Origin of the sequence: Faecalibacter rhinopitheci, from assembly GCF_015234135.1 — a bacterium.
GTDB classification, from domain to species: domain Bacteria; phylum Bacteroidota; class Bacteroidia; order Flavobacteriales; family Weeksellaceae; genus Empedobacter; species Empedobacter rhinopitheci.
On the sequence record NZ_JADGIK010000003.1, the window covers coordinates 269675 to 291993 of the forward strand.

The window sequence follows — 22319 nt, forward strand, 5'->3', positions numbered from 1 at the left end:
ACAATAAACAGACAATTATGAGCATTCCAAACAATTTAAAGTACAGCAAAGATCACGAGTGGATTTCAGTAGAAGGAGATGTTGCAACGATCGGGATTACTGCTTTTGCGCAAGGAGAATTAGGAGACATCGTTTATGTTGATGTAGAAACAGAAGGAGAAACTCTTGGACAAGAAGAGGTTTTTGGAACTGTGGAAGCTGTAAAAACAGTTTCTGACTTATTCATGCCAATTTCAGGTGAAATCACAGAATTCAATGCAGAATTAGAATCTCAACCAGAATTAATCAATACTGATCCTTATGGAGCAGGATGGATTATTAAAGTGAAGATTGAAAACATTGCTGAATTAGATTCTTTATTAGATTCTTCAGTATATGCAGATTTAATCGGTGCATAATACTTTTAAAAAAATAATTTTTTATAGCTATTTGGCATCAGTTTTATATGCAACACTGATGCCTGGTAGCAATCTAAAATCAATGGATCATATTGGTTTTAGTAATTTGCTTAAGTTTGATAATTCAGATAAAGTAGTACATGCTTGTATGTTTTTTGGATTAGCTTTTCTAATTCAATCCACATTTAAATTATCAATTAAGAAATACATTTTAATTCCATTTTTGATCAGTTTTATGATTGAGATTTTACAAGGAATTATGCCTTATGGAAGAACATTTGATTGGTACGATTTGCTCGCTAATACTTTTGGAATTTTACTGGCAACTGGATTGGTACAATCCATAAAAAAAGCGAAGAGTTAACTCTTCGCTTTTTTTTTAATCTTTATATTCTTCAGGAATTTTACACAGGGGAATAGGAATCATCTTATGCTGGTTGATTCGATTCAGTCGACTATAAATTTCAAAAACTACTTTTTGTCTTCCTTCAAATTCGTCTAAATCATGACCTTCTTCTTTCATTTGCATAGCCCATTCAAGTTCATCATACGATGCGCCTAATTGATCTTCGTCTGAACGATCATCACCAAATAAACCATCTGTAGGTTTAGCTTTTTGTATAGCTGTATTTATACCTAAGTATTTAGCAATAGTATATACTTCTGATTTCATTAAATCGGCAATAGGACTTAAATCTACCCCACCATCACCATATTTTGTATAAAACCCTACTCCAAAATCTTCTACTTTATTTCCTGTACCAGCAACCAAATAATTGTTTAATCCAGCAAAATAGTATAAAGTAGTCATTCGTAATCTTGCACGCGTATTTGCTAAAGCTAAGTTAACTTTATCTGTTTTTTCGATTGTTGGCAAAGCACTTACTAAATCATCAAAAGTTGAGGTTAAATCCACTTCAATTGAATCTATAGGTGAATTAAAATTATCCTTTAACCACTCAATATGCTTTTTAGCACGGTCAGCTTGGTTTGCTTCCTGATGAATGGGCATCTCAAGATTTAATAAAGGATAACCAGTCATTGCACATAGAGTAGAAGTTACCGCAGAATCAATCCCTCCAGAAATCCCAATGACAAAACCTTTTTGATGAGAAGTTTCAATATAGTCTTTAAGCCATGAAACAATATGTTGAATTATTTTTTCAGTTTGCATTTCAAAATAGTTTAATAATCAAATATAAGAAATGAAAGTGTGTAATCTTATAGAATTAAGATTTCATTTCAGTATTAATTATTATTTTTGTTAGCTAAACAAGAAACACAATGAGGATATTTTATAGCATTGCAATTATTTTTATATTGATGCTAAGTTCTTGCAAAAAAGAGCATACATGGGATGTTGATTCTTCAGGGATTGATGTTAATTTAGTAATACATGATATTAGTAAAAATTTCTTTAATGATAGTATTCCATTAAGTAAACTAAAGACTGATTATCCTTTCTTTTTTGACAACTCTTCTGATAGTATATGGGACGCACAACGCTTAGATCCTAAAGAAAAATTGATTTATAATGAATCGCTAAAGCAATTTGGAGATTTTAAGAAATTAGATAATGAATTGATTCCTATTTTTCAAAAATATAAATATTATTTTCCTGAACATGAAACGCCTACAGTGTTCTTATACTCTTCTGGTTTGCAGAGTTTAGATTATCCAGTAATATACAGCGCACAAGATAAATTGATGTTTATTGCGATGGATGCTTTTTTAGGGGAAAAGAATAAATTTTATGATAGTATGCGTGTAGAGAATTATTTACGTAGAAATATGTATGTAGAAAGAGTTCCTGCTCAAGTGGTTAGCGCAATTGCTGAAAATATTGTAACTTATTCACCAAGACAACAAAAATTCTTAGATTTAGTTTTATACGAAGGGAAAAAGCTAATTTTGCAAGATGCTTTGTTAACTGATACACCAGATGAATATAAGATTGGCTATACACCAGAACAAATGGCATGGTGTGTTGAAAATGAAGGAAATATTTGGAACTTTTTTGTAGAACAAAATTACGTTTTTAGTGACGATCGCACGTTAGAAAAACGCTTCTTAATAGTTGCTCCTTTCTCAAAATTTAATAATGAAGTAGAACAACAATCACCAGGTAAAATTGGTGCTTGGATTGGATGGCAAATAATACGAAAATATATACAAGAAAATCCTGATGTTAAGTTACAAGACTTACTATTAGATATGGATAGTCAGAAAATTTTGCAAGCTTCTAAATACAAGCCGGAAGTTAATGGAAATTCTACAACAAAATATCAGAAAAAGAAAAAAGAAGGTGTAGATGAGTTGTATCACTACGCAGAATAATATAGATACAAATAATTATGAGAAAAACAAATATTGCAATCGAGATTGAATTAGACGAAAATCACGTTCCAGAAAAAATGAATTGGAATGCTCCAGATGGAGGTGTTAATAATGAGGAAACTAAGGCAATGTTACTTTCTGTATGGGATGATAAAGCGAAAGAAGCCTTAAGAATTGATTTATGGACAAAAGATATGACGCAGGATGATATGAAACGTTTCTTTCACCAAATCTTTATTTCAATGTCATCTTCTTATCAAAGAGCAACAGACGAAGAAGAAGTTGCACAAAAAATTGCAGCTTTTGCAGAAGAATTTGCATATGCAGCTAAAATTAAAGGATAAGAAATAATCTTTTTCAAAAATAAAGTCGAATTTCGTAACAAATGTGTTAGAAGTTCGACTTATTTTTTACATTTAAATTATAATCAGAAATATGAAGAAAATTATTCTTGCAATTACCATAGGATTTAGTTCATTTTTATCAGCTCAACAAAGTTGGAGTATTATGGAGTGTATTGAGTATGCTGCAAAGAATAATCTAACCATTCAACAAAATGAGTTAAATGTAAAATTAGCTGAAAAGAATCTTGAACAAGCTAATAATAATTGGTTACCTACAGTTTCGGGATATTTTGATAATAATATTAATATAGGTTCATATCATCCCGTTATAGAGAAAGGTTATTATCAATTTTCTAATTCCTTTGGTGTGCAATCCCAAGTCAACTTATATAGTGGAGGAATCGTAAAATTACAAAAAGAAAAATCGACTTTAGATTTAGAAGCTTCAAAAATAGAAACGCTAACAACTCTAAATGATATCTCTCTACAAGTAGCTAATTACTATTTGGCTATTCTTCTTAATAGAGAACTAAAAAGTGTAGCGGAAGGAAATTTAGATATTGCAAAACAATTGTTAGACCAAGCTCGGAAAAAATTTAATGCTGGGACTATAGCGAGAGCCGAATTAGTTCAAGCAGAAGCAGAAGTAGCATCTAATATAAAAAACATTACCGATGCACAGATTGAAATAGATCGCTCTTTATTTAATTTAGCAATGTTATTACAATTGCAAGATTACCGTGATTTTAATATTAAAAATGTAAGTTTACCAGATACCATAGAGAAAGATTTGTACAACTTAGAGGATATCTTAAATAATGCATATGCTACACAACCTGTCATAAAATTAGCAGAAGTAAATATAGAATCAGCCAAAAAAGCTACTAAAATTTCTGAAACATATCTCAAACCAAGGGTTACTGGGAACTATAGTTTAGGAACAAATTACATGGATTATTTTAATAAAGGGCTAAATCAAGTTGCTTGGTTAAGCCAATGGAGAGAAAATATTGTCAACGTAATTGGTGTTTCTATCTCATTTCCGATTTGGAATCAATATTCTAACAGAATCAATATCCAAAAATCATTAATTAATGAAGATATAGCCCTTAATAATTTCTCTATTCAAAAGCAACAAGTTTTACAAAATGTACAGTCTGCATATTTCGAAGTAAACTCATCTTTTGCATCTTTCGAGTCGGCGAGAGAAGCAGTTCGTTATGCGGAGATTTCATTTGATTTTGCACAAAAATCATATAATGCAGGTATTATTAATTTATATGACTTTAACAGATCTAGAAATGATTTATTGATTGCAAGATCTCAAATGTTGCAAGCAAAATATAATTTTATATTTAAAACGAAAGTTTTAGATTTCTACGCTGGTATTCCAATAATCTTACAATAATCATAGATAAGATCTTTAAGATCTAACAATCTTTATTTTATCTTTGCACTATGGCAACAATTTTAAATTTAGAAACTTCGACAAAAAATTGTTCAGTTTCCATTGCTAAAGACGGTAAGCTTTTATGCGTAGTAGAAGAAGCAAATGAAGGGTTTGAACATGGTGAAAAACTGCATCAATTTATTGATTGGTGTGTAGAAGGAGCAGGAATCCAGTTAGCTAATGTAGATGCAATATGTGTATCCAAAGGCCCAGGATCTTATACAGGTTTACGAATTGGTGTTTCATCTGCCAAAGGGTTGGCTTACGGATTAGATAAAAAATTATTATCTATTAACTCATTAGAAATTTTAGTCCAAACTCAGTTAAATAAAGGATACGATTTAATAATTCCAATGATAGATGCGCGTCGTATGGAAGTATATACAGCTTTATATGATGGTGCTGGAAATAAATTAACTGAAACTGAAGCTAAGGTAATTGATGAAACTTCATTTGAAGAATTAAAAGGTAAAAAAATTGTTTTCGTAGGGGATGGTGCAGAAAAATGTGCAGAAATTTTATCTTTTTTAGATGCTGATTTTATTCAAATTTTTCCATCTTCAAAAGATATGATTCATATATCTAATGAAAAATTTAGTACATTACAATTTGAAGATGTTGCATATTTTGAACCCTTTTATTTAAAAGATTTTATTGCAGGGAAAAACAAAACTGAAAAATAAGTCAAAATGAAAAATATTGTATTAACAGTTGCTGCTTTTTATGGTATGACAGCTGTAATTTTAGGAGCTTTCGGAGCGCATGCCTTTAAAAAGATTTTGGCAGTAGAAAAGTTATCAAGCTTTGAAGTTGGAGTTCGTTACCAAATGTATCATGCACTTGCTTTGTTAGTAATTGGGATGTTCTTTCAGTTCTCTAATGGGATGGAACGTTCTGCCGCATGGTTATTAATGGCAGGAACACTTGTATTTTCTGTAAGTATTTATTTACTCTCTTTTGCTGATTATTGGGGAGTAAATCTTAAATTCTTAGGTCCTATTACACCGCTAGGAGGTTTATTAATGCTAGCCGGTTGGGGAGTATTAATGGTGTACTTTATGAAAACAAAATTCAGTTAAAATAATATTATAATTATATAAAAAAAGGTCTTGTGCTACACAAGACCTTTTTTTATATGTGGAGAATTAAATCCTTCTCAATTAATTATTCGAAATCATCATCGGTAAATTCAAACTCTTCGAAAGTACATTTTATTTCAAAAGGTAGATCATCAGATGATTCTTCTGTAAAATCTTGTACTTTTCCTTGCCAAGTTAAAGAAAGAACACCTGCATCTGTCATAGAAAAATTAAGCGTATTATCTACTGTTTCATAATCCTCATTAGCTGTAGTAAGAGAGGTGTAGTACACTTCATGTAAGTCACCATCTTCATCTTCAATTTCTACAAATCCATGAGGTATAGAAACAGTTTTACCATGCAACTCTTTAGCAGAGGTAACATCAATAGGAAAATCATCAATAAATAAAGATAACTGAGGAAATTCATTTTGAAGTGAGTCTACTTCAACATGTTCAAGATCGTCATTAGAGTGGATCTCAATTAAAAGAACTTGTTTGTCTCCTTGATAAACAACCTTACAAAGGCTTTTTTCGATGTGATAATTAAATGTTTCTTCTTGATGGAAGAATTTAATCGTTTTCATTGTTAATATTTCTGAAATAAAATTTATGGTACGAAGATATTAATTATCAAACACAAATAATTCATCTTTAGGTATTTTTTTTTAGCTTATATTTGATGTTCAGATAATTATAAAAAAAGAGCTACTTAATTTAATAAGAAGCTCTTTTTTTTGTTTTAATTATTTTAAAAATAGATTAGTTCGCTTTTGCAGAAAAATCTACTTGTAATAATACTTCATCTTTAATGATAGATCCACCACCACCTGTGAAAGTGATTCCGAAATCTTTACGATTAATTCCGAATTCTTCAGATTTAATAGTAATAACATCATCTGCTACAGCTACATTAGCTTTAAAAGTGATATTTTTAGGAACACCACGGAAATCGAAGTTTCCAGAGATTTCTGTATTGTAATCACCGCCTTCTAATGCTTTAACTCCTGTAATTTCAAAACTAGCTGTTGAGAATTTTTCAACGTCTAAAAAATCAGCAGATTTTAAATGACCATCTAATTTTGCTTTTGTTTCAGGATCTGCGTCTAAATCTTTAGATTCAAAAGTTGCAAAATCAGCTACAAATTTCCCTGACTCTAACACTCCATTATTAGCAGTAACATTACCTTCTTTTAACTTTACTACTCCCCAGTGTCCTTCCTCTGGCTTAGTGATATCATCAAAAGTTTTTCCTCCTTTCCAGTTTATTACAGCTGTAGAGTCTGCTACATAAGACACTGCACCTTCAGTAGAATTTGCTGTCTCTTGAGCATCCGAAGTTGCAACAGTATCTGTATTTCCTCCACAAGAAGTTAATGCAACAGCTGAAACTAATGTTAAGCTTAATAATAATTTTTTCATGTTGATTGATTTAAATTTTTACGAAATTATTGGATTCATTTATAATTTACATTGATATATATCAATATTGATTATAAATTTGCTGTTAAATTTAATAATTCTAAATTAAATCATCAAATTTATAATCTAAATTAGACCAATGTTACAAATAGCCAATCTTAATTTTAAATATGAACCAGCAAATGCCTTTGCTCTTCAAAATATTTCGTTCCAAGTAAAAAAAGGGGAGGTAATAAGTGTGATAGGCGAAAGTGGAAGTGGTAAATCGACATTACTCCGTTTATTATATGGTTTAGAAGATTACGATGAGGGTGAAATTGAATGGAATAATAAAAAATTAAAAGGTCCATCGTTTAATATTATTCCAGGTCACAAAATGATGAAATATGTAGCGCAAGATTATGATTTATTAGACTTTGTGACTGTTGGAGAAAATGTAGGTAAATTCTTAAGCAACTTTGACCTTAAAACAAAGCAAAAACAAATTGATGAAGCTTTGAAAATTGTTGATCTTTTAGATTTAAAAGATTATTTTCCTAATAAGCTAAGTGGAGGTCAAAGGCAACGTGTTGCAATTGCACGAGCTTTGGCACAAAAGCCAGAAATACTATTGTTAGATGAACCATTTTCTAATTTAGATCAATCGCTTAAATTATCTATCCGAGAAAAAATTATAGATTGGTGCAAAGAAAACCAGATTACAGTAATCTTCACAACGCACGATTTAAATGATGCATTCTATACCTCTGATCGAATTCTGGTATTACAAAAAGGTGAAATACTTCAGTATGGAGATGTAGAAAGAGTAAGAGAAAGCCCTACAAATAGTTATGTAGCAAAATTATTTGGCTATATCAATTTAGTAGAAGTAGGAGTGTTTAATAAAATGAAATTAAGCGATATAGATCATTATAACTATTATCAATTAGTTTATCCAGAGGAACTTTGGTTGAATGATGATGGGGAGTTTATAGGCGAAATAATAAATTCTAGTTTTCAAGGAAGAGATTATTTAATTAAATTAAAATATCTGGATTTTGAGCTTTTTACCTACTATCCATACAAGTTGAAAAAAGGACTCCAAATTAAATTCTCTATTCCTAATAATAGAATTATAAAATCATAAAATCATAAAAAAATCCGAACTGTACGTTCGGATTTTTTTATGATTTATTAAATAAGAAATGTTAGAATAGTACTTATAAAATCTTTTGGATTTTCTGCATGTAGCCAATGTCCAGCATTTGCAATTGTTTTTATTGCAGAATTTGGAAAACGTTTCTTTATTATGAATTCATCTTCTGGCATAATGTAATTAGATTTTTCACCTTTTAGGAAAAGCGTAGGGCCATTAAATATGCCATCTAATAAATTTTGTCCCACCAAATCAGAATAACTTTGATGTAAAACGGGTAAATTAAATCGGAAAGCATATTGTCCGTCCTCGGCATGGTATACATTTTTTAATAAAAACTGGCGTACACCAATTTCAGGGATGTATTGTGCTAAAATTTCTTCCACATCTTTACGTGAAGTTACTTGGGAAAAATCAACAGAAGATAAAGCTTTGAATATTGCATTATGATGAGGTTCATATGCTTTTGGCGCCATATCGGCTACGACCAAATGATTTAATTTATCTGGATATAACATGGCGAAATCCATTACAATTCGCCCGCCTAATGAGTGTCCAATTAAATGCGCTTTATCAATTTGATGAAAATTCATATAATTTAGTACATCTTCTGCCATTACTCTAATTGTAGAAAAATCCGAATGGAAACTGCGCCCATGATTTCTTAAATCTACAATATGAGTAGTATAAATTTCTCCAAATTGGCGTGCATGTGTATTCCAATTATCTAGCTGCCCGAAAAGTCCATGTAAAATAATCAGATGTTCTGTTCCCGATCCAATAATTTTACTATGTATAATATCTTGTTCCATATTATTTTAGATTAGCAACTTCAATTTTTCTTAAATAAGATTGAATTGTATTTTCTAATCCCATGTACAATGCTTCAGAAATTAAAGCGTGACCAATCGAAACTTCTGCAATTTGAGGAATTTCTTCAATAAAATATTGGATATTATCTAAGCTTAGATCGTGTCCAGCATTTACTCCTAATCCATTTTCTATGGCTAATAATGCTGTTTCTTTATAAGGTTTAATGGCAGCTAAATTCCCTAATCCGTATTGGGTAGCAAATTCTTCAGTATATAATTCAATACGATCAGCACCAGTCTTTGCTGCAGCTTCTACTAAAGCAGGATTTGGATCTAAAAAAATAGAAGTTCTAATTCCAGCTTCTTTAAAGATTTTAATTACGTCTGTTAAATAATCAAAATGCTTTACCGTATCCCAACCTGCATTAGATGTAATTGCATTTTCAGCATCCGGTACTAATGTCACTTGCTCCGGTTTATTAGCAAGCACTAATTCCATAAAGCTCTCTACAGGTTTCCCCTCGATGTTAAATTCTGTTTTAACTACAGGCTTTAAATCGTATACATCTTGGTAGCGTATATGACGTTCGTCTGGACGTGGGTGAATAGTAATTCCTTGCGCTCCAAATTGTTCAATTTTAATTGCAGCTTCTACAAGGTTTGGAGTGTTTCCTCCACGTGCATTACGAATAGTTGCAATTTTATTTATATTAACACTTAATTTAGTCATCTTTATAATATTATTTTTCTTTTAAATCTGTTATAGTAATGGACTGCATAATTTGTAAATCAAATTTACGACTAGCAGTCAGTAAATGGTCAAATATATCCGATTGAATACGTTCAAATTCTGAATTATTACTTGATTTTGCAAAACAGTTAATTTCGATTGGCATACCTTCCATTGTAACAGGAAGCTGTTTTACAATAATAGGATCGTATGTTGATATAGTAGAAATCTTCTTTAAATAACTTTCTACATAAATTCTAAAAACACCAATATTTGTTAATTGTTGTCCATTTATATCAATATCAGCATGTGCAATATTTTTATTGTAATCATTTATTTGTTTCCTTTTATTGATAATATAATTTTGGATTAAATTATAATTTTCATATTTATTCAGCATTTCTTCAGAACAGAATTGAAAAGAATTTACATTAAATGATATTGCTCTTTTTATTTGTCGGGTTCCACTAGCCATCATAGGCATATGATTCGTTACTTGTGAAGTAACAACATCTACTGTAGGGATTGTTGCAATAGTTTTATCAAACTTTTCTATTCGCACTAAATTGATGTTAATTTCCCTTACAATTCCTTCAACATTTCCCTTTGATAAAGTTACCCAATCTCCTATTTTAATAACCTTAGAATAGGCAATTTGTAATCCTGATACAAATCCAAAAATAGCATCTCTAAATATTAATAAAACAGCAGCTGTCATGGCTCCTAAAACCGTAATAATTGTAGCAGGATTTACAGTGAACAAAATCATTACTCCAGACAATATAGCAAAAAATGTTATTACAAATTTCATCATTTGTCCAAAGGTTCTTACTCCAACAGTCGTGTAACTATTCTCTTCATTGTAAACATCTATAATTGTATTAATGATCCGAAAGACCAATTGTGTCAATACAATTAACAAAGCTAATTCCGTTGAACGTTGAATTAAGTAATAGATAGGTCCTTCACCTTTAAAAAGGATAGGATTCATTTTTGAAGCAAAACTTAGTGGCAGTATATGTATAATGGCTACAAAAGCATCATTTCTATAAAAACTCTTTAACCAAATAATATTTGTTCGGTTTACAATTTTTCTGATTATTGAAATCAACACTTTTCGGATTACAAAATCAATTATAAAAAGAATAGAAATCCAGGAAATAACTTCCAAAGCTGTAAAAAGATTTCCAGAGATATCAATTTTTAACTGTTCATTAAAAAATATTTTTACGCCGTCAGCAAATTCTTGGTAAAATGATTTATCTTGCATTGTAAACTTTGTTTATTGAGATTTTATAACCGTAGCACAAAGGTACATTTTGTAGTTTAGCTTAAAGATAAATAAATTATAAATATGGAAGATTTTATCATCAATATAATTGCAGCTATATTAATATTTGTAGGGATAATAGGAACTGTATTGCCTGCAATTCCTGGCGCTCCATTGGCATTAGCAGGACTATTAGTTTTTAAACTTTTTAGTGGAGATGCAGGATTTGGGTGGGAGGTTATCATTATTGGAGGAATTTTTGTTATCATAGGCTCCATTTTAGATTATTTACTTCCAGTGGCATTAACCAAAAAATTTGGAGGATCTAAATACGGAATCTGGGGATCAATCGTAGGACTAATCATAGGGCTTTTTATTCCACCTTTTGGATTTATTATAGGACCATTTATCGGAGCTTTCTTAGCAGAATTAATATTTGCTTCTAAAGATGTAAAATCAGCAATTAAATCGGCCTTCGGTTCGTTCGTTGGTTTTTTGTTAACCACAGGATATGATTTTATATTATGTTTAATCTTCGCAGGAATATTAATCTACGATGTATTTATCAGTTAAATAATTACATAAATTAAAATCTTTTGTTCAGATAAATACATTTCTTATAGTGTTTTTAAAAAATAATGATTAAATTTGCATAGAATTTTAGAATATCTAAATGGGGGAGGGCTGGTCATAGCTCTCTTTTTCGTTGTATATGGATTCAGATAAAGTAAAACAAATAGTAGAAGAAGCGATCGCTGCAAATCCAGCATTGTTTCTTGTAGACTGGAAAATTTCATCAGATGACAAAATTTCAATCCTAGCAGATGGAGATGAAGGTTTATCAGTAGAAGAAATTGTTCGTATCAGTCGATATGTAGAACATAACCTCGATCGTGAGGAATGTGATTTTGCATTAGAGGTCTCTTCTCCTGGAGTTGGAATTCCATTAGTTATGCCACGTCAATATAAGAAAAATATCGGAAGAATATTAGAAGTTACATTAGATAACACTGTCTTAGAGGGTGAAATTGTAGAAGCTGATGACGAAGGTGTTACCTTATGGTGGGAAACTAGAGAACCAAAACAACTAGGTAAAGGGAAAGTTACTGTAGAAAAAGAAGAAAAAGTAAATTACACTGAGATCAAAAAAGCGATCATCAAAATTACCTTTTAAAAAAATAAATGTAAAATGGACAATCTTGCATTAATTGAATCTTTCGGAGATTTTAAAGAAGATAAAAATATTGACCGTATTACGCTAATGAAGATTTTGGAAGAAACTCTTCAAAGTGTATTGAGAAAAAAATACGGATCAGATGATAATTTCGACATTATCGTAAATCCTGATAAAGGAGATTTAGAAATTTGGCACAACCGTATCGTTGTTGCTGATGGATTTTCTGAAGACGATGCCTTAGAAATTGAATTAGCAGAAGCTCGTAAAATTGAGCCTGATTTTGAAATTGGAGAAGAAGTATCTGAGAAAATTCCAATCGAAGCATTAGGACGTCGTGCAATTCTAACTTTACGTCAAACTTTATTGGCTAAAGTAATGGAGCACGATAACTCTAACTTATACGAGAAATTCAAAGGAATTATTGGAGATATTGTTTCAGGTGAAATTCACCATGTACGTCACAAACATGTAATTATCATGGATGATGAGCAAAATGAAATGATTTTACCAAAAGAAAATCAAATTCCAGCTGATTTCTTCCGTAAGGGAGACACATTACGTGCAATTGTAGAAGACGTAAAATTAAGAGGTTCTAAACCTCAAATTATTTTATCTCGTACTTCTCCAAAGTTCTTAGAGAAATTATTTGAACAAGAAATTCCTGAAATTTATGACGGTTTAATTACGATTAAAAACGTTGTACGTATGCCAGGAGACAAAGCAAAAGTAACAGTAGAGTCTTACGATGATCGTATCGATCCTGTAGGAGCTTGTGTAGGAATGAAAGGATCTCGTATCCATTCAATTGTACGCGAATTACGCAATGAAAATATTGATGTAATTAACTACACAAACAACATGAGTTTATTAATTACAAGAGCTTTAAATCCAGCGAAAATTTCAAATATTGAAATTGACGAAGAAAAAAATAAAGCACTAGTTTATGTAGCCGCTGAAGAAGTTTCTAAAGCAATTGGTAAAGGAGGATATAACGTTCGTTTAGCTTCTAAATTAGTTGGAATGGAAATTGATATTTTCAGAGAAGGAGTACAAGACGAAGATGTTGAGTTAACTGAATTTACAGACGAAATTGATGACTGGGTTATTGAAGCATTCAAAGCAATTGGACTAGATACTGCAAAAAGTATTTTAGAGCAAGATATGGATGATTTAGTGAAGAGAACGGATCTTGAAGAGGAAACGATTCAAGACGTAATTAACATCTTAAAGTCAGAGTTTGAAGATTAATAGTCTTTAAATCATAAACAATTTGTAAATTTGCAAAAATAATATAAACGATTAGCATATATGCCGGAAACAATTAGATTAAGTAAAGTATTAAAGGAGTTAAACATATCTATAGATCGTGCTGTTGATTTTTTAGAAAATAAGGGTACTGCAGTAGACAAGAACCCTAACGCTAAAATTGATATGCCTACTTATGATATTTTAGTTAATGAGTTCCGTTCAGATGCTAAACAAAAGCAAGCTTCCGGAGAAATAGTCATTAACAAATTATCAGGAATTAAAGCTGCTGAGAAAAAAGAAGCTGAAGCAAAAGCTGCTACAGCTAAACCAGTTGTGGAAAAACCCGAAGTTGTCACTACGACTAGAGTTGAGTTACAAGGTCCTAAAATATCAGGTAAGATAGATTTAGATACGTTGAAGCCAGCAAAGAAGGAAGAAAAAGTTGTTGAAAAACAAGAAGAAAAAGTAATCGAGGTAGAAGCTCCTAAAGTTCAACCTGTGAAGGAAGAACCTAAAAAAGAAGTTGAAGCTCCAGTGAAGGATGAACAATCTCATCCAAGAGTAATTGGTAAAATCGATCTAGATAAATTAAATAATACAGGTAAAACTAAGAAAGAGGAAGCTCCTAAACCCAAAAAAGAAAATGTGGTTAAAGAGCAGCCTGCTGCCAAAGCACCTAAGGCTGTAGTGACCAAAGATGAGCCGAAACAAGAAGCAGTGGTTAGTAAACCTGAAATAAAATCGGAAGCGAAGCCTGAAGTGAAGAAAGAAGAAAAAGAAGTAGCAGCAGCTCCTCAGAAAATTGAGACTGTTTATACAAAATTGGATGGACCAAATTTTACAGGTGCAAAAATCGATTTATCGAAATTTGCTAAAGCACCTAAAAAAGCGGACGACAAGAAAGGATCAAACAATCCAGCAGATAAGAAAAAACGTAAACGTATTCATAAAGGGGTAAAACCTGAAGACGTAAAACCAGGTGACAATAATTCGAATAACTCGAATAATAACCGTCCAACAGGAACAGGTGGTCAAAACCGTCCAACAGGAACAGGTGGTCAAAACCGTCCAACAGGAACTGGAGGACAAAATCGTCCAGGAGGACAAGGTGGTCAAAACCGTCCAGGTGGACAAGGAGGACAAAACCGTCCAGGAGGTCCAGGTCAATATCGTCCAGGTGGACAAGGCGGTAATCGTTTTGGAAATAACAATAATCGTGGACCGAGAGTTCCTCAAGCTGAATTAAGCGACGATGACGTTAAGAAACAAATTAAAGATACTTTAGATAAATTAACTTCTAAAGGTCAAAATAAAAAATCTGCGAAACACAGAAAAGACAAACGTAATGAGCGTAGATACCAAGCCGAAATGGAACAAGAGGCTATGGATCAAGACAAAACTTTACAAGTAACGGAATTCGTTACAGTAAATGAGTTAGCGTCATTAATGGATGTTTCTGTAACAGAAGTTATTTCAGCTTGTATGTCGTTAGGTATCATGGTAACAATGAACCAACGTTTAGAAGCAGATACAATTCAATTAGTAGCAGATGATTTTGGATATGAAGTACAATTCTCTTCAGCTGAAGATGAATCTACAGAAATTGAAGAAGTTGATAGCGAAGAAGATTTATTAGAAAGAGCTCCAATTGTAACAGTAATGGGACACGTGGATCACGGTAAAACTTCGTTATTAGATTATATCCGTAAAGCAAACGTAATTGCAGGTGAATCTGGAGGAATTACTCAACATATCGGTGCATACAATGTAACGTTAGCTAATGGTAAACGTGTAGCATTCTTAGATACTCCTGGTCACGAAGCCTTTACAGCAATGCGTGCTCGTGGTGCTCAGGTAACTGATATAGCTATTATCGTAATTGCAGCGGATGACCAAATCATGCCACAAACTCGTGAAGCAATTTCTCACGCACAAGCGGCTGATGTAAAAATGATCTTTGCAATTAATAAAATTGATAAGCCAGGTGCTAATCCAGAAAAAGTAAAAGAGCAATTAGCTCAAATGAATATCTTAGTTGAAGACTGGGGTGGTACTTATCAATCTCAAGAAATTGCAGCTAAATCTGGGTTAAATGTTGACTTATTATTAGAAAAAGTATTATTAGAAGCTGAAGTATTAGACTTAAAAGCTAATCCAAATCGTAAATCTGTAGGTACAGTTGTTGAAGCTGCTTTAGATAAAGGACGTGGATATGTTTCTACAGTTTTAGTTCAGAATGGTACTTTAGAAATTGGAGATTATATCTTAGCAGGATCTCACCATGGTAAAGTTCGTGCAATGTTAGACGAACGTGGTAAGCCAGTGAAGAAAGCAGGTCCATCTACTCCAGTTACAGTATTAGGTTTAGACGGTGCTCCAACAGCAGGGGATAAATTCAAAGTTTACGAAGACGAGCGTGAAGCAAAACAAATTGCATCTCGTAGAGAACAATTACAACGTGAGCAAACTATTCGTACGCAGAAACACATTACATTAGACGAGATTGGTCGTCGTTTAGCTTTAGGAGACTTCAAAGAGTTAAATATTATCTTAAAAGGAGATGTGGATGGTTCTGTAGAAGCTTTAACAGATTCATTACAAAAATTATCAACTGACGAAATCATCGTTAATATCTTACATAAAGGTGTTGGACAAATTACAGAATCTGACGTATTATTAGCTTCTGCTTCTGATGCGGTTATCTTAGGATTCAACGTTCGTCCTGGTACAAACGCTCGTGATTTAGCAGTAAAAGAAGAAATCGAAATCCGTGCTTACTCTATCATCTATGATGCAATTAATGACATCAAAGAAGCAATGGAAGGTATGTTATCTCCAGAGTTGAAAGAGCAAGTAACTGGTAACATTGAGATTCGTGAAACTTTCAAAGTATCTAAAGTTGGTACAATTGCAGGTTGTATGGTAATCGATGGTAAAGTTTTCAGAACTTCTAAAATCCGTATTATCCGTGATGGTGTTGTTGTTCACGAAGGTGAATTAGCTTCATTAAAACGTTTCAAAGACGATGTAAAAGAAGTTGCTAAAGGATATGAGTGTGGTTTAAATATTAAAAACTACAACGATATTCAAGTAAACGATATTATCGAAGCTTACGAAACTGTAGAGGTTAAAAAGAAATTAAAATAATTTCAACATAATAATTTAAAAGGCGATTCATTTAGAATCGCCTTTTTTTATGTTTAAAAATTGGAATAGTTTACATTTGTGATAAATACACATGAAATGAAAAGAGTAAACTTTCTACTATTATTTATTCTGACAGCAATCCAAAGTATTGCACAACAAAATTTTAAAAACGGAGTGGTGGTATCTGCTCACCCCGAAGCATCAAAGGTTGGTGTGGATATTCTTAAAAAAGGAGGAAATGCAATTGATGCTTCTGTTGCCGTACAATTTGCCTTAGCCGTAGTTTATCCTAATGCAGGAAACATTGGTGGAGGTGGATTTTTAGTCTATCGCGATGCGAAAGGAAATGTAGACGCATTAGATTATCGTGAAAAAGCACCTTTAGCTGCCAAGGAAGATATGTATTGGGGATCAGATGGAAATGCTATTACTGAGCTTAGTTTATATGGTCAATTAGCAGCTGGAGTTCCAGGTACAGTAGATGGGATGGTAAAAGCCTATCAGAAATATGGGAAATTAAGTTGGAATGAATTAATTCAACCAGCAATTGATTTAGCTGAAAAAGGTTTTCCAATTACCCAAATGCAAGCGGATGAATTGAATGAGAAATTTTCAGAATTTAAAAAGTATAATCAATCTAAGAACCCTTTTACAACTAAAAATATTTGGGTAAATGGCGATTTGTTTGTTCAAAAAGATTTAGCCAATACCCTAAAATTAGTTCAACAAAAAGGACGAAAAGGTTTTTATGAAGGAAAAGTAGCAGATTTGATTGTGAAAGAAATGAAACGAGGTAATGGTATTATTTCTAAAAAAGATTTAAAAGAATATCAATCAGCGTGGAGAACGCCAGTTTCAGGAACATACAAAGGATTTAAAGTGATTTCAATGCCACCACCATCAAGTGGAGGAATTGCGTTAGTTTCATTATTTCAATCGGTAGAAAAATATCCATTAAAAGAATGGGGATTTCAATCAGAGAAGTCTATTCAGGTGATGGTAGAAGCAGAGCGTCGTGTTTATGCCGATCGTGCCGAGCATCTAGGTGATCCTGATTTTATCAAAGTGCCTCAAACGCAATTATTGAATAAAGCCTATAATGTAAATCGAATGAATGATTTCTCATTTGATCGTGCATCTAAAAGTTCCGAAATTAAAGCTGGTGAAATGATTGGAAAAGAATCAATGGAAACTACGCATTATTCAATTGTGGATAAAGAAGGAAATGCTGTTTCAGTGACAACCACATTGAACGGTTCTTATGGATCATTGGTTGTAGTTGATGGTGCTGGATTCTTATTGAATAACGAAATGGATGATTTCTCTGTAAAACCAGGAACGCCAAATTTATATGGATTAGTAGGAGGAAAAGCGAATGCGATTGCACCTTCTAAACGTATGTTAAGTTCAATGTCGCCATCAATTTTAGAAAAAGATGGAGAATTATACATGGTAGTCGGGACGCCTGGAGGTTCAACGATTATTACATCTGTTTTTCAAACTATCTTAAATGTGATAGAATTTGGAATGACCATGCAAGAAGCAGTTGCTGCACCAAGATTCCATCACCAATGGTTACCAGATCGCATCGATATCGAACCAAATGCTATTTCTACTGATGTTAGAACTTCTTTGATAAATAAAGGATATGAATTGAAAGAGCGTAAACCTTATGGTCGTGTAGAAGGAATTTTAGTTAATGCTGATGGAACATATCAATCTGGAGCTGATCCACGTGGAGATGACAAAGCTGAAGGATATTAACTTGTTTATAAGGTAATATATACTTTAAAATTTAAAAAATAATTTAAAAAAGTCGAATAGCTTTAGCTATTCGACTTTTAAGTTAACATCAATTAATGGATTAAAAGAATCATATATTTTTTCCGATATAGACCGATGTCATCGATAATGAACCAGCAACTGGCTCGTCGTTGAAAAATGCGATTTCGTCTTTGTTTCCTTGTAAAGCTAAGGCGTATAATAAAGGCAAATAATGTTCAGGTGTTGGAATAGCCAATTGAAATGCTTGTCCTTGCTCGAATGGATTCATCAACAATTGATGATTACGTTCCATAATCGCAGTTTTAACCACATTGTTTGCTTCAAGCGCCCAATCAAATCCAAAGGTATCATTGATGCGATTCCAAGCGACAGCACGTAGGTTATGCACAATATTTCCACTTCCAATAATTAAAACTCCTTTTTTACGTAAAGTCTTTAATTCTTCTGCCAATTGATAATGCTGTTCTGGAGTTTTTCTGTAATCCAAACTAAATTCCACAATCGGAATATTCGCATCAGGATACATATGTTTTATCACCGTCCAAGCACCGTGATCCAATCCCCATTCGACATCCAATCCCACTTCTGTCGATTGAACTAAATTTTTGATTTCTTGTGCCAAAGCAGGATTTCCAGCTGCTGGGTATTGTACATCAAATAAGGCTTGTGGAAATCCTCCAAAATCGTGAATGGTTGGAGGAGTTGTCATTGCAGTCACAAAAGTACCTCTCGTTTCCCAATGGGCCGAAACACAAAGAATGGCTTTTGGTGTAGGAATTTTTTGAACAATATCACGGAAACCTTTTACGAATTGATTTTCTTCAATCGCAATCATTGGACTTCCGTGTCCTAAAAATAACACAGGCATTTCTTCCGATTCGCCTAACGTATCGGTAAATTTTCCTAATTCTTGAAGGCTCATCGCACTTCCTACTAATGGGGCTACTGCTAACAATTTTAAAAAGTTTTTTCTATCCACATTTCAAAAGTACAACAACATGGGATGGATTGCATTGATATACGTTAAGAAACAAAAATAAGGCACATAAAAAAAGCAATCCTAGTATTGCTTTCAATAGTATATGAATTACCATCCTTTGATGGCTCCATCTTTAAAAATTTCTTTTGCTTTTTGTTCAACTGCATCAGATTGGTACGCTTGTAAGAATTGTTTGATGCGAGGATCGTTTTTATTTTCTTCTTTCGAAACCACTAAATTCATATAAGGCGATTCTTTATCTTCTGTAAATATCCCATCTTTTGTCGCATCTAACCCAGCTTGACCTGCAAAGTTATTATTGATTACAGCGATGACAACTTTTTCATCGTCCAAAACACGTGTTAATTGTGGTGCCTCTAATTCAATAATTTCTAATTTCTTTGGATTGGCAACGATATCCGTTAATTTAGGGAATAAGCCAACTCCTTCTTTTAACTGAATTAAACCTAATTTGTTTAATAAAATTAATGAACGTCCACCGTTTGGCGCATCATTCGGTATAGCAATCGTACTTCCATCCTTTAATTCATTTAACGATTTAATTTTCTTTGAATAGCCTACGATGGGATAAACAAAAGTATTTCCAATAGCTGCGAATTTATAACCACGTTGTTCAGATTGTGAATCGATAAATGGTTGCGTTTGGTATGCATTTGCATCAATATCTCCATTATTAAGCGCTTCGTTTGGTACAATATAATCATTGAATGAAACCAATTCAACATCCAAATTATACTTTTCTTTCGCTACTTTTTGTGCAGTTTCCGCTAAGGCATATTCAGGTCCAGACATTACACCAACTTTAAGCGCTCCTGTTCCATCATTCTTTTTTTCACCACAAGCAAAAATCGTTAAAAACGAAATTCCTGCTAAAACTGATTTTATGATTGACTTTTTCATTCGATATATTTTTATTTATGATTGAATTTTTTTGATAAGAAATCACCTGCAAATTGGATAATGAAAACGATGATGATTAATAAGATTAAGACAACGTTCATAACTAAAGTATCATAACCCACATAACCGTATTGATAACCGATTTGTCCTAAACCTCCAGCACCAACTGCACCGCCCATGGCTGAATAACCCACCAAAGTAATTAAAGTAATGGTTGCGGCATTGATTAAAGAGGGTAAAGCTTCAGGTAATAATACTTTCATAATAATTTGCATGGGTTTTGCTCCCATTGCGCGAGCGGCTTCAATTAATCCTTCAGGAATTTCCAATAAACTATTTTCTACCAATCGAGCGATAAATGGAGCTGCTCCGACACTTAATGGCACTAACGCAGCTGCCATTCCGATGGATGAACCGACAATAGCGCGTGTAAATGGAATCATCCAAACAATTAAGATAATAAACGGAATCGAACGGAAAACATTCACGAAAAATGATAAGGCTTGATTCACGATTTTATTTTCTAAGAATTGTCCTTTACGTGTTAAAAACAAAATAATTCCTAAAGGTAAACCGATTACGAAACCGAAAAATCCAGCGACAAACGTCATTACAATCGTTTCCCACGTTCCTTTCACTAAAAGATTAATGATTGATTCTGACATAGCCTATTTTTTCGATGTTAAACTGATTGGAGATGAAATAATTTTCGATGTTCGTTTCTTGGTTAAAGAGCTGATCAATTTTTATAAATAATGTTCCATAATTGATACTTCCGGCATATTCGATACGTGAAGTGATCACTTCTGGCGTGAACTCAAACTGATTTTTAATTTCAGCAATAGCCGCGTTATAATGTGGTTGATTGCTAAAACTAATTTTATAAATCACAGCTGAATCGGATGTGGTATCACTTTCAAGTTTTGATTTAAAAACAGAAGGCAATTCTATATCCAACGATTTTTTGATGAAATCGTTGGTGATTTGTTCTTTTGGATTGGTGAAAATTGTTTCAACTGAACCATGTTCAACTACTTTTCCATTCTTCATTACCGCCACCTCATCACAAATGGCATTGATCACCTCCATTTCGTGGGTAATTAACACAATCGTAATATTTAAACGTTGATTGATTTCTTTCAATAAGTTTAAAATCGATTTTGTTGTGGATGGATCTAAAGCACTTGTCGCTTCGTCACATAATAAAACGGTCGGATTGCTTGCTAAAGCTCTAGCAATTGCAACGCGTTGTTTTTGGCCACCAGATAAATTTGCAGGATATTCGTTGGCTTTATCTAAAATTCCAACCAAATCCAATAACTCATTTACTTTCGATTGAATTTCACTTTTCGAAGTACCTGTTAATTCCAACGGAAAAGCCACATTTTGAAAAATGGTACGAGAGGATAATAAATTGAAATGCTGAAAAATCATTCCGATCTTTCTTCTTTCTAACGTTAATTTGGCTTGAGGCAAAGAAGTTAAATTAACTCCATTGATCCAAACTTCACCCGAATCAGGCATTTCTAAAAGATTGATGCAACGAATCAAAGTACTTTTACCCGCACCAGATTGTCCAATGACACCAAAAATTTTTCCTTCATTAATTGTTAAAGAAACGTCATCCAATGCAGTAATTTCTTGTGACGATGTTTTAAATTTTTTATATATATTTTTTAATAGAATCATTATTGTTTTATGAAAACCTCTCAAAATATTGGTTAATGAAAGGTTATATTATAGGCTATAATTTTAGAAATATTTCCATCTTGTTAATTGATGAAGCGATGAGATGGCACTAAAATTTCTTGGTTTATTTTTATATTTTTCTCATTAAATTCCCACCAAATTTATAGACTTATATTTTATTTATCAAAAAAATATCAACTTATGAAGCTATAATTATATTTTATAAATAATAATTTTCTGTTTAAATTGATTTAAAAGAATATTATTCTTTTTTATGAAAAAATACACTAACTCTGTTATTAGGTACTGTTAATATTCTTAATTAAGTTTTTTTCTATTGTTAAACAATAATTACCAAGCGGTTTTTAATTATTGTTCTATTTCATTCTTTTAATAC

At 32.4% G+C, this 22319-nt stretch carries 23 protein-coding genes; 13 read left to right on the forward strand and 10 right to left on the reverse strand.

Annotated elements, in window-relative coordinates; all coding sequences use genetic code 11:
• Positions 1-17 precede the first annotated feature (17 nt).
• Positions 18-398, forward strand: coding sequence for a glycine cleavage system protein GcvH (gene gcvH / locus IM532_RS06225; RefSeq protein WP_194182589.1), 381 nt, complete (start codon positions 18-20; stop codon positions 396-398).
• A 31-nt stretch (positions 399-429) separates the two neighbouring features.
• Entirely contained in the window at positions 430-762 is a 333-nt protein-coding gene (locus IM532_RS06230) for a VanZ family protein (RefSeq protein WP_194182590.1), read from the forward strand.
• 15 nt (positions 763-777) lie between these two features.
• Here the strand turns inward: IM532_RS06230 and nadE are convergent, their stop codons facing one another.
• Positions 778-1572, reverse strand: coding sequence for an NAD(+) synthase (gene nadE / locus IM532_RS06235; RefSeq protein ID WP_194182591.1), 795 nt, complete (start codon positions 1570-1572; stop codon positions 778-780).
• A gap of 110 nt (positions 1573-1682) precedes the next feature.
• Here nadE and gldB point away from each other — a divergent pair, with 110 nt between their 5' ends.
• The 5 genes from gldB to IM532_RS06260 all read left to right on the forward strand — a co-directional run bounded on the left by gldB (position 1683) and on the right by IM532_RS06260 (position 5608).
• Positions 1683-2735, forward strand: coding sequence for a gliding motility lipoprotein GldB (gldB, locus tag IM532_RS06240; RefSeq protein ID WP_194182592.1), 1053 nt, complete (start codon positions 1683-1685; stop codon positions 2733-2735).
• Positions 2736-2752: 17 nt separating this feature from the next.
• Entirely contained in the window at positions 2753-3079 is a 327-nt protein-coding gene (gene gldC / locus IM532_RS06245; protein ID WP_194182593.1) for a gliding motility protein GldC, read from the forward strand.
• Between the two features lie 91 nt (positions 3080-3170).
• Positions 3171-4487 (forward strand): TolC family protein, encoded by a 1317-nt coding sequence (locus tag IM532_RS06250; protein ID WP_194182594.1) that lies wholly within the window; start codon positions 3171-3173, stop codon positions 4485-4487.
• Between the two features lie 50 nt (positions 4488-4537).
• A complete protein-coding gene (gene tsaB / locus IM532_RS06255; RefSeq protein ID WP_194182595.1) occupies positions 4538-5212 on the forward strand; it encodes a tRNA (adenosine(37)-N6)-threonylcarbamoyltransferase complex dimerization subunit type 1 TsaB in 675 nt (224 codons plus the stop codon).
• A gap of 6 nt (positions 5213-5218) precedes the next feature.
• Positions 5219-5608 (forward strand): DUF423 domain-containing protein, encoded by a 390-nt coding sequence (locus IM532_RS06260; RefSeq protein WP_194182596.1) that lies wholly within the window; start codon positions 5219-5221, stop codon positions 5606-5608.
• A gap of 85 nt (positions 5609-5693) precedes the next feature.
• Here IM532_RS06260 and IM532_RS06265 read toward each other — a convergent pair whose 3' ends face one another.
• Together IM532_RS06265 and IM532_RS06270 are read right to left on the reverse strand one after the other, a co-directional pair.
• A complete protein-coding gene (locus tag IM532_RS06265) occupies positions 5694-6194 on the reverse strand; it encodes a hypothetical protein (RefSeq protein WP_194182597.1) in 501 nt (166 codons plus the stop codon).
• Between the two features lie 175 nt (positions 6195-6369).
• Positions 6370-7029 (reverse strand): YceI family protein, encoded by a 660-nt coding sequence (locus IM532_RS06270; RefSeq protein WP_194182598.1) that lies wholly within the window; start codon positions 7027-7029, stop codon positions 6370-6372.
• A 139-nt stretch (positions 7030-7168) separates the two neighbouring features.
• Here IM532_RS06270 and IM532_RS06275 point away from each other — a divergent pair, with 139 nt between their 5' ends.
• Positions 7169-8155, forward strand: a complete 987-nt coding sequence (locus IM532_RS06275) for an ABC transporter ATP-binding protein (protein ID WP_194182599.1) — start codon at positions 7169-7171, stop codon at positions 8153-8155.
• A 47-nt stretch (positions 8156-8202) separates the two neighbouring features.
• On the opposite strand, the gene IM532_RS06280 is transcribed toward IM532_RS06275, so the two are convergent.
• The 3 genes from IM532_RS06280 to IM532_RS06290 are packed head-to-tail and all read right to left on the reverse strand — an operon-like array spanning position 8203 to position 10976.
• Positions 8203-8976 (reverse strand): alpha/beta fold hydrolase, encoded by a 774-nt coding sequence (locus IM532_RS06280; RefSeq protein ID WP_194182600.1) that lies wholly within the window; start codon positions 8974-8976, stop codon positions 8203-8205.
• Between the two features lies 1 nt (position 8977).
• Complete coding sequence (locus IM532_RS06285) at positions 8978-9706, reverse strand: pyridoxine 5'-phosphate synthase (RefSeq protein WP_194182601.1); 729 nt, start codon at positions 9704-9706, stop codon at positions 8978-8980.
• Positions 9707-9716: 10 nt separating this feature from the next.
• A complete protein-coding gene (locus IM532_RS06290; protein ID WP_194182602.1) occupies positions 9717-10976 on the reverse strand; it encodes a mechanosensitive ion channel family protein in 1260 nt (419 codons plus the stop codon).
• Between the two features lie 84 nt (positions 10977-11060).
• Between IM532_RS06290 and IM532_RS06295 the strand changes: the two genes are divergently transcribed.
• The 5 genes from IM532_RS06295 (at position 11061) to ggt (ending at position 18312) form a co-directional block, all read left to right on the forward strand.
• Positions 11061-11549 carry a DUF456 domain-containing protein gene (locus IM532_RS06295; RefSeq protein ID WP_194182603.1) on the forward strand — a complete coding sequence of 163 codons (489 nt, stop codon included), beginning with the start codon at positions 11061-11063 and terminating at the stop codon, positions 11547-11549.
• Between the two features lie 139 nt (positions 11550-11688).
• A complete protein-coding gene (gene rimP, locus IM532_RS06300; protein ID WP_194182604.1) occupies positions 11689-12150 on the forward strand; it encodes a ribosome assembly cofactor RimP in 462 nt (153 codons plus the stop codon).
• A 15-nt stretch (positions 12151-12165) separates the two neighbouring features.
• Entirely contained in the window at positions 12166-13401 is a 1236-nt protein-coding gene (gene nusA, locus IM532_RS06305) for a transcription termination factor NusA (RefSeq protein ID WP_194182605.1), read from the forward strand.
• A 60-nt stretch (positions 13402-13461) separates the two neighbouring features.
• Entirely contained in the window at positions 13462-16548 is a 3087-nt protein-coding gene (infB, locus tag IM532_RS06310; RefSeq protein WP_194182606.1) for a translation initiation factor IF-2, read from the forward strand.
• 96 nt (positions 16549-16644) lie between these two features.
• Positions 16645-18312 (forward strand): gamma-glutamyltransferase, encoded by a 1668-nt coding sequence (gene ggt / locus IM532_RS06315; protein ID WP_194182607.1) that lies wholly within the window; start codon positions 16645-16647, stop codon positions 18310-18312.
• 109 nt (positions 18313-18421) lie between these two features.
• Here the strand turns inward: ggt and ygiD are convergent, their stop codons facing one another.
• The 4 genes from ygiD to IM532_RS06335 form a co-directional block, all read right to left on the reverse strand.
• A complete protein-coding gene (gene ygiD, locus IM532_RS06320; protein ID WP_194182652.1) occupies positions 18422-19255 on the reverse strand; it encodes a 4,5-DOPA-extradiol-dioxygenase in 834 nt (277 codons plus the stop codon).
• Positions 19256-19420: 165 nt separating this feature from the next.
• Entirely contained in the window at positions 19421-20233 is an 813-nt protein-coding gene (gene metQ, locus IM532_RS06325; protein ID WP_194182608.1) for a methionine ABC transporter substrate-binding lipoprotein MetQ, read from the reverse strand.
• Between the two features lie 11 nt (positions 20234-20244).
• On the reverse strand, positions 20245-20898 hold the full coding sequence (gene metI / locus IM532_RS06330; protein WP_194182609.1) for a methionine ABC transporter permease MetI: 654 nt from the start codon (positions 20896-20898) through the stop codon (positions 20245-20247).
• Complete coding sequence (locus tag IM532_RS06335) at positions 20879-21922, reverse strand: methionine ABC transporter ATP-binding protein (protein ID WP_194182610.1); 1044 nt, start codon at positions 21920-21922, stop codon at positions 20879-20881. Before IM532_RS06335 ends, metI begins: the two co-directional genes overlap by 20 nt.
• Positions 21923-22319: the final 397 nt, after the last annotated feature.